This is a genomic window from Agreia sp. Leaf335 (assembly GCF_001423605.1).
Taxonomy (GTDB): Bacteria; Actinomycetota; Actinomycetes; order Actinomycetales; family Microbacteriaceae; genus Agreia.
On sequence record NZ_LMOQ01000003.1, the window covers coordinates 875823 to 884617 of the forward strand.

An 8795-nucleotide genomic window follows, 5' to 3' on the forward strand; every position below is an offset into this window, starting at 1 on the left:
CAGCGGTCTACCCCGAGCCGCGCGGGGAGGGGCTAGCGAAAGTCGCGGGAGCGGCTCTGGGTCTGCAGGGGGAGATCCTCGAATCTGTCTGCGACGAGGTTGATGATTCCCTCCCGCGAGCGCTCGAGGATGCCCCGCACGACGAGTGCGGGCGATTCCCTCGCTAGACGCCGGTACCGATTCCAGACACCGGTGCTGACGATCACGTTGAGCAGGCCGGTCTCGTCTTCGAGGTTCATGAAGATGATGCCGCCGGCGGTCTGCGGTCGCTGTCGGTGGGTGACCGCCCCGCCCGCGAGAACGCGTCTGCCCGTCTCGGCCGTGGTCAAGCTGGCTATGGGAGACGCGCCGCGAGCGGTGAGCGCCTCGCGCGCCTGGCTGATCGGATGGTCGTCGGGAGAGATGCCGGTCGACCAGATGTCGTAGGCCAATCGCTCGGTCGACGTCAACACGGGAAGCAGGGGCGGCTGAACGCTGACGGAGGAGCCCGCGAGCTGATCCGGGCGTTCCGCCGATGCCTCCCCGGCCTGCCAGAATGCCTCGCGCTGGCTGATGCCCAACGAATCGAAGGCTCCGGCGGCGGCCAGCGCCTCGAGCTGCTCCGTCGACAGCCCCACCCGGCGTGCGAGGTCGGCGAGGTCGGTGAAGTCGCCTGATTGCTGTCGCTCGACGACGATGCGCTGAGCGAGGTCGGCCCCGATGCCGGTGACCGCGGCCAGGCCGAGTCGCACGGCGAAGCGACCGTCTCGACGGTGGGAAGCCGAGAGGTCGGGCGCCGCACGATCGAACGCGCCGACGGGAGGTTGGTTCGGATCGCAGCACTCCGCGCGGTTCTGCGTGTCGGCGGGGACAACGCTGTCGAGTTCTTCGAGCGTGGCGTCGGCCAGAGACCGTTGAATGCTCGGCCGGCGTACCTCGACGCCGTGCCGGCGGGCATCCGCGGTGAGGGTGAGGGGTGAATAGAAACCCATGGGCTGGGCTCGAAGGAGCGCGGCCAGAAACGCCGCGGGGTAGTGCAGCTTGAGCCAGGCGCTGGCGTAGACCAGAAGGGCGAAGCTGAGGGCGTGGCTCTCTGCGAAGCCGAAATTGGCGAACGCCTGGATACGCGAGTAGATGTCCTCGCTGGTCTCGAGGTCGAGTCCGTTTCGGGCCATGCCCTCGAACAGGGTCGCTTTCAACGACTCGATGCGCTCGACGCCGCGTTTGGAGCCCATGGCCCGGCGAAGCAGATCGGCGTCGGCGGCAGAGCATCCCCCGACCGCCACGGCCATCTGCATCAGCTGCTCCTGGAAGAGCGGCACTCCGAGCGTGCGTTCGAGGACGGGCTCGAGCAGGGGATGAGGATAGGTGACCTTCTCCTCTCCCGTCTTGCGCCGGATGTACGGGTGCACCGCGCCACCCTGGATGGGGCCGGGCCGAATGAGGGCGATCTCGATGACGAGGTCGTAGTAGCGCCGGGGTAGAAGCCTCGGAAGCGTGCCCATCTGGGCCCGGCTCTCGACTTGGAATACCCCGACGGCGTCGGCGCGGCACAGCATGTCGTACACCCCGGCCTCTTCTTTGGGAATGCTGTCGAGATCCCATTGCTCACCCGTGTGCTCCGCTACGAGGTCGAAGGTGTACTGCAGGGCCGCGAGGATTCCGAGGCCGAGCAGGTCGAACTTCACGAGGCCCATCCACGCGCAGTCGTCCTTGTCCCACTGCAGAACGGTGCGGTTCTCTTTGCGCGCGTGCTCGATGGGCACCACCTCGCCGACCGGGTTCTCGGTCAGCACCATGCCGCCGGAGTGGATGCCCAGGTGCCGAGGGGCCTTGAGAAGCTGCTGTGCCAGATCGGTCACCGCCGGCGGAATGTCGTGATCGTGGGTCTCGGTCAGGCTTCCCCATCGCTCGATCTGCCGTGACCAGGCGTCTTGCTGACCCTGGCTGTAGCCGAGCGCTTTCGCCACGTCGCGGACGGCGTTCTTGGGGCGGTAGCTGATGACGTTGGCCACCTGCGCTGCGTTTCGTCGGCCGTAACGCTCGTAGACGTACTGGATCACTTCCTCGCGGCGGTCGGAGTCGAAGTCCACGTCGATGTCGGGTTCTTCTTCTCGGAGTGCCGACAGGAAGCGTTCGAAGGGGAGCCCGCGTGCGATGGAGTCGACCGCGGTGATTCCCAGGACGTAGCAGACGGCTGAGTTGGCCGCAGATCCACGCCCCTGACACAGGATTCCCCTGCCTCTGGCGAAACCCACGATGTCTTCGACGATGAGGAAGTAACCGGGGAAGTTCTTGTCTTCGATGACACCGAGCTCGCGTTCGAGCCTGTCGCGAATCTCCGGTGTCGCATTCGGATAGCGCTTCTGCGCACCCCTTCGCACGAGCTCGCGCAGCCAGCTGATCGGCGTGTGATCGGCCGGCACGTCGAGTTTCGGCAGATTCGGCCGCGCCGATCGCAAGGAGAACGACAGATCTGCGGCGATCTCGACCGTTCGTTCGACGGCCCCCGGGTAACGAGAGAATCGGGCGGCCATCTCGGCCCCGCTGCGCAGATGGGCACCGTTGGATGCCGGCAGCCAGCCGTCCATCTCGTCGAGGCTGCGGCGCGCGCGAATCGCCGCCAGGGCCGATGCGAGCGGATACGTCTCGGGACTCGCGAAGTGCACGTTGTTCGTCGCGATCACCGGCAGATGAGCCCGCGCCGCCAGATCAGCAAGGGCATCGTTGATGCTCGATGCACGAGGATCCCCGTGGTCGAACAGTTCGACCACCACGTTGTCTCGACCGAAGAGGTCGATGAGACGGTCGAGTTCTCGGGCGGCCCCCGGCGCTCCGTCGCTCTCGAGAGCTCTTCTGACGGCACCCTTGCGGCATCCGGTCAAGACGAGCCACGAGTTCTGCGCCGCTCGCGCGAGGTCGTCGAGCGAGTAGACGGGGTGCCCCTTTTCGGCGCCAGGCGCGAGCTGGGCGCTCGTGATGGCGCCGGCCAAGCGGTGGTAGCCGGCTTCTCTTCGCGCGAGAACCACGAGGTGCTCGCCCTCGGGATCGGCGACGCCGTTCTGGGGGGCCCCGAGACCCAACGAGAGCTCGGCGCCGAAGACGGTCGTCAGATCGATGCGTTCGGCGGCCTCGGCCATACGAACGATTCCGTAGAGGCCGTCATGATCTGTCAGGCCGAGGCCGGTGAGCCCGAGTCGCACGGCTTCCTCGACGAGGCGTTCTGGCGACGAGGCGCCGTCGAGAAAGCTGTAGTGCGAGTGCGCATGCAGTTCGGCGTAGGGGACGACGGTTCCGGACGGTCTCTCGACACGGGCGCGCGGTTCGTAGGGCGCGCGTTTGCGCGACCAGGCAGGACTGTCGCCCCCGTCGGCTCCGTGCGGGCGATCATCGCGCCGAGTCGTGCCCGATGCGAGGCGTTCGAAGTCGGCCCAGGGGATCGGCGGGTTCGCCCAGTTCATGGCGTCTCGTATTCAGTCATAGCGTGCCTCGGCCGCCCACTCGTGGTCTTCGAGGATCATCAGCCAGGCCATGCCCTCTGAATCGACCATCTGGAATCGCTGCGCGCTTCTGCGGGCGTCGGCGTCCCACCATCTCTGCGTGACCGGCCAAGGACCGGCCCACGACGAGACCTTCAGGGCGGGGGAGCGGTCGAGCGCGAGCCATGCTGGAGTCGCCGTGGTCATGCCTCGGGCGTCGACCTCGACCGGCTCGCCGCTGGGGCCACGCACGTCTGCCGGTCTCGGGTGGGCGAAGACGGTGGCAGGAGCCGGTGGCGGGATGCTGCCAGGCCAGGGGAGAGCGCGTTTCGACGTCGGGGTCTCGTCTCCCCAGGCGACGAGAACCTGCCTCTCGTTCAGAAAGCGGCCTCCGCCGAGCGACGCGGTGGCGACCGCCCCGTGGCCGAGGATGCTGTGCAGTCTGGCGAGGGCATGGTGCACGCGCTCGTCGAGCGAGGTGCCCCAGAGGCCGGATTCGTGGTTGGCGCTCGCGTCGACTCGGGCGGGAGACATCTCGACTCGCTCGATCGGAGACGTCAGCCCGGCATTGCCGCCGCCAGACCCCTGAAGCTGCCAGCGCACGCGGTCGACCACGTCGGCCGCCGAGAAATGGTGAGGATGCGACCAGGATCGCTCTCGCCGCTCGCCGGACTCGCTCGTGACGGTGATGCGCAGGGCCGTGCAGACCATGCCGTTCTCGGCCAGCCGATCGACCATCGACTCGGATGCTGTTCTGACGCCGAAAGCGATCTGATCGACACGATCGAGCGCGGGCTCGAAGATGACATCGACGCCGAAGTCGACCTCGGGCGTGTGTTCGGCTCCAGACAGCCTGTCGGTCGCGGATGCACGGGCGTGAGCTCGGAGTCCTGCCTCTCCGAACCTCGCCCCGACCGCCGTTCGGTCGAGTGCGGCGAAGTCGCCGAGGCGATGAAGGCCCAGACGACGCAGGACGGGCACCAGAGCGGTGTCGTCGAGCGTCGAGATGGGTTGAGCGGACAGAAACTGCCGTGTTGTGCCGACGTCGACAATCGAGAGGGGCGTGACGTCGTTCGTCTTCAGGGCTGCACGTTCGGCGCCGAAGACACTGTCGGCGATGCCCAGGCGCGCGGGAATGTCAGCCCTCGCCAGGGCTTCGAGAATCGTCGACGCCGCGCGCTCTTCGCCGCCATAGAACCGGGCGGGCCCCCTGGCGCGAATGGCGCACAGCCCGGGTCGAAGAATGCGCACGCCGGGAACCAGGTCTTCGAGCGACGCCACGACGGGCTCGAAGGCACGTGCATCGACTTGTGGGTCGTAGGCGACGACCAGAAGCTGGGGGCACCTGAGCTGCGCCTCGCGAACAGCGAGGCCGCGCTGCACCCCCGAGGTGCGAGCGTCGCTCGAGCAGGCGAAGACGACGCCTTTGTGAATGAGCGCGAGTGGCTGATCGGCGGGCAGCTCGAGACTGCGCCGGGCGGCGATGACGGGCCAGTCGGGCAGCCAGACCACGAGAACACGGGCGTCTGACGATGTCATGGAGAAATCGCCGCCGGCACTCGAAGCCGAGACCGTCGGGGCGCGCCCGCGTTCTGCCCCTGGCGCACCTCGAGTTCGAGGTGTCGATCGGCCAGGTGGCCGTGACCGGCGCCCAGGCCCGTCCACGACGACGAGACGACGCGGATCTGCGACTCTGACTGCGGCCACTCGCCGAGCACGAGCATCGTCGATCGGGTCTGCCGCAGCCGGGCGAGGAGCCGGGACGCTTCAGCGGAGGTGACCCGCGCGGGAGCCCTGACGATGAGCAGACCGAGCACATCCGCCATCGAGCCGACCGTCGACATCCACCGATCGCCCGGATCGGCGACCCAGACGAGCCGATCCAGGTCGATTCCCCAACCGGCCGCGGCCTCGAGCCCGAGATCGGGAACGTCGAGCACCCCGCACCATTCGCCGCTCTGCGACGCGGCGGCGACGAGGGCCAGGGCGAGTGACGTCGACCCGGTGATCGAATAAACCGTTCCGCGGCGGAGACCGCGACCGAGCACCGCCCGCATCATCGGCAGCACGGGGAAGGCGTCTTCGTCGAGCCGCGTGGACTGCATCGAGCTGATGCGCGCCTGCAGAGCCTGCCTCACCGAGGCAGGAGACTCGAATGCCGCGACCGAACTCATTCTGCAATGTTCGAATATATGTTCGAATATGTCAATCGGATCGCGAGTGTCGGTTAGGCGCTCGGCCCGGCAGAGGGCAGGATCGATACATCATGACCGTGACTCTTCCCGAGGCCGCCGACAACGACGACGCCACCGCCTCGGGCGACGGGGGCGAAAGCGCCTCACTGCTGTCGCTCCTTCCCGAGCAGTTCGACGAAGACACGATCTTCAGTGCTTTCGAGACGTGGGCGAGCTCACGAGGCATCACGCTGTACCCGGCCCAAGAAGAGGCGGTCATCGAGATCGTCTCCGGGGCGAACGTCATCCTCTCGACGCCCACGGGCACCGGTAAATCCCTCGTCGCCATCGGGGCGCATGCCGCCGCCATCGTGCGGGGTCAGCGCAGCTACTACACCGCCCCGATCAAGGCGCTGGTCAGCGAGAAGTTCTTCGCGCTGGTCGAGGTGTTCGGGGCGGCCAACGTGGGCATGGTCACGGGTGACTCGTCGGTGAATCCGGATGCGCCCATCATCTGCTGCACGGCCGAGATCCTGGCGAATCTGGCCTTGCGCCATGGTGCCGACACCGACGTCGGGCAGGTCGTCATGGACGAGTTCCACTTCTACTCCGACCCCGAACGCGGCTGGGCCTGGCAGGTCCCGCTGCTCACCCTTCCCGACGTGCAGTTCGTTCTGATGTCGGCCACCCTCGGCGACGTCACCTGGCTCGCGAAGGACCTGACCGCTCGAACCGATCGCGAGACGGCCGTCGTCACGGGCGTCGAGCGGCCGGTTCCTCTGCACTACTACTACGCCACGACGCCCGTTCAAGAAACCGTCGAGGAGTTGCTCGAGACTCACCAGGCGCCGGTCTACATCGTGCACTTCTCGCAGCTCGCTGCGCTCGAGCGCGCTCAGGCGCTCACGAGCATCCGCGTTGCGACCAGAGAACAGCGAGACGAGATTGCCGAGGTCATCGGGGGATTCCGCTTCACCACAGCCTTCGGTAAGACGCTGAACAGGCTGATCCGCTCGGGCATCGGTGTGCATCACGCCGGCATGCTGCCGAAATATCGTCGCCTCGTCGAGCAGCTCGCTCAGCAGGGTCTGCTGCGCGTCATCTGCGGTACGGACACGCTCGGCGTCGGAATCAACGTGCCTATCCGTACCGTGCTGCTCACGGCACTCACCAAATTCGACGGTGTACGGATGCGCCAGCTCAACGCACGGGAATTCCACCAGATAGCGGGTCGCGCCGGCCGAGCCGGATACGACACCGCCGGCACCGTCGTGGTGCAGGCCCCCGAGCATGAGACCGAGAACCTCAAGGCGATCGCGAAAGCCGGCGACGACCCCAAGAAGAAGCGCAAGATCGTCAAGAAGCGAGCCCCCGAGGGCTTCGTCTCGTGGGGAGAACCCAGTTTCCTGAGGCTCGTCGACGCAGAGCCCGAGACCCTGTCGTCGAGCATGCAGGTGAGTCACTCGATGGTTCTCAACGTCATCGCCCGCGAGGGCGACGCCTTCACCGAGTTCAGGCAGCTCATCGAGACGAGCCACGAGCCCCGGGCGAAACAACTCGCGCACCTGCGCCAGGCGCTCGCCATCTATCGCACCCTTCGCACGGCCGAGGTCGTCACCCAGGTGCCGCAACCGGGCGGCGGGCCCGATCGCATCCGGCTCACCGTCGACCTGCAGCCCAATTTCGCGCTGAACCAGCCGCTGTCGCCATTCGCGCTCGCGGTCTTCGACCTGCTCGACGAAGACAGCGAGACGTATGTGCTCGACATGATCTCTGTGGTCGAATCGACGCTCGAGAATCCTCGCCCGGTCCTGTCCGCGCAGCAGTTCTTGGCGAGGGGCGAGGCCGTGGCCTCGATGAAGGCCGAGGGCATCGAGTACGAGCAGCGCATGGAACTACTCGAGCAGGTGACCTGGCCGATGCCGCTCGAGCAGCTTCTCGGCGAGGCGTTCGAGGTCTACAGCGCCTCGCAGCCGTGGATCGGAGACTTCGAACTGAAGCCGAAGTCGGTGGTGCGCGATCTCTACGAGAGAGCGATGACCTTCGGCGACTTCATCAACTTCTACAAGCTCTCCCGCTCGGAGGGTCTCGTCTTGCGATACCTGTCCGACGCATTCCGCGCGGCACGGCAGACGATCCCCGACGAGGCGAAGACCGAAGAACTGCACGATCTCATCGAGTGGCTCGGAGAACTCGTGCGTCAGGTCGACTCGAGCCTGCTCGACGAGTGGGAAGAGCTGATCAATCCGAGTGACGATGGGGTCAACGTCGAGAATCCGGGCATCGTGCCTCCGGCACCGCGACTGCTCACCTCGAACACGCGCGCCTTCCGAATCCTCGTGCGCAACGAGATGTTCCGCCGGATTCAGCTCGCGGCCCTCGAGAACTACGAAGCGCTCGGCGAATTGGATGCGACGTCAGGTTTCGACGCAAATGCCTGGGCGAATGCCATGGACGACTACTTCGACGAGCACGACGAACTGCTCACGGGTGCGGATGCGCGCAGCGCCGCGATGCTCATCATCGACGAGCGGCCGGGGGAGTGGTCGGTGCGTCAGATCTTCGATGACCCGGCGGGTGATCACGACTTCGGTATCTCGGCGACCGTCGATCTCGCCGAGTCCAACGAGCAGGGTGTGGCCGTTGTTCGCGTCGTCTCGATCGACAACAGCCCCCGCGTTCCCTGAGCCCTTCGCTCGTCGAGCTTGTCGAAGGGAGCCACTTCCGCGGGATTCCGGGGATGCGGGTGACGACACGCCCGGGCTGCACGCCGGTTTTGACGAGCGCCGAGTGTTTCCGTAATGTTTCCTCTTGTCACCCCACAGGTTCGGAAAGCCGAAGAGCTTCCGGCCTCAAGCGGGACCATCCCATAGTTTCAGATCAGAGTCTATAAACGACTCCGCATCTCCTTCTAGGATGTAAACCTCACCCTGTCGAAAGTCGTTTAGTTCGATTCGGTGCGCCTGATTCCGATCCGGTCGCTCGAATTGCTCGATTTGACAAGAACTTCAACAGGGTCTAGGTTTGAGAAGTTGCCCCGAGTTGAGGCTGCGCCGGTTGGTGTGGTGGATGTTCGGGTGCGTCCGATCTTTGAGAACTCAACAGCGTGCACTAAGTCAAATGCCAAAAACCCCGGGCAGTCATCGTTTGGTGATTGTTTGGG

Annotated in this window: 4 protein-coding genes; 1 reads left to right on the forward strand and 3 read right to left on the reverse strand. The window is 66.0% G+C overall.

All coding sequences use genetic code 11. The features are described from left to right. Positions 1 to 32: 32 nt before the first annotated feature. From ASF79_RS14470 to ASF79_RS14480, 3 genes are read right to left on the reverse strand one after another with little or no spacing between them, the layout of a single operon-like run. Positions 33 to 3440, reverse strand: coding sequence for an error-prone DNA polymerase (locus ASF79_RS14470; protein ID WP_055855965.1), 3408 nt, complete (start codon positions 3438 to 3440; stop codon positions 33 to 35). 12 nt (positions 3441 to 3452) lie between these two features. After that, on the reverse strand, positions 3453 to 4997 hold the full coding sequence (locus tag ASF79_RS14475; protein WP_055855968.1) for a DNA polymerase Y family protein: 1545 nt from the start codon (positions 4995 to 4997) through the stop codon (positions 3453 to 3455). Further along, positions 4994 to 5632 carry a hypothetical protein gene (locus ASF79_RS14480; protein ID WP_055777580.1) on the reverse strand — a complete coding sequence of 213 codons (639 nt, stop codon included), beginning with the start codon at positions 5630 to 5632 and terminating at the stop codon, positions 4994 to 4996. The genes ASF79_RS14475 and ASF79_RS14480 overlap by 4 nt, the downstream gene beginning before the upstream one ends. 92 nt (positions 5633 to 5724) lie before the next feature. Between ASF79_RS14480 and ASF79_RS14485 the strand changes: the two genes are divergently transcribed. Continuing rightward, on the forward strand, positions 5725 to 8319 hold the full coding sequence (locus ASF79_RS14485; protein ID WP_082495915.1) for a DEAD/DEAH box helicase: 2595 nt from the start codon (positions 5725 to 5727) through the stop codon (positions 8317 to 8319). The last annotated feature ends 476 nt before the right edge of the window (positions 8320 to 8795 follow it).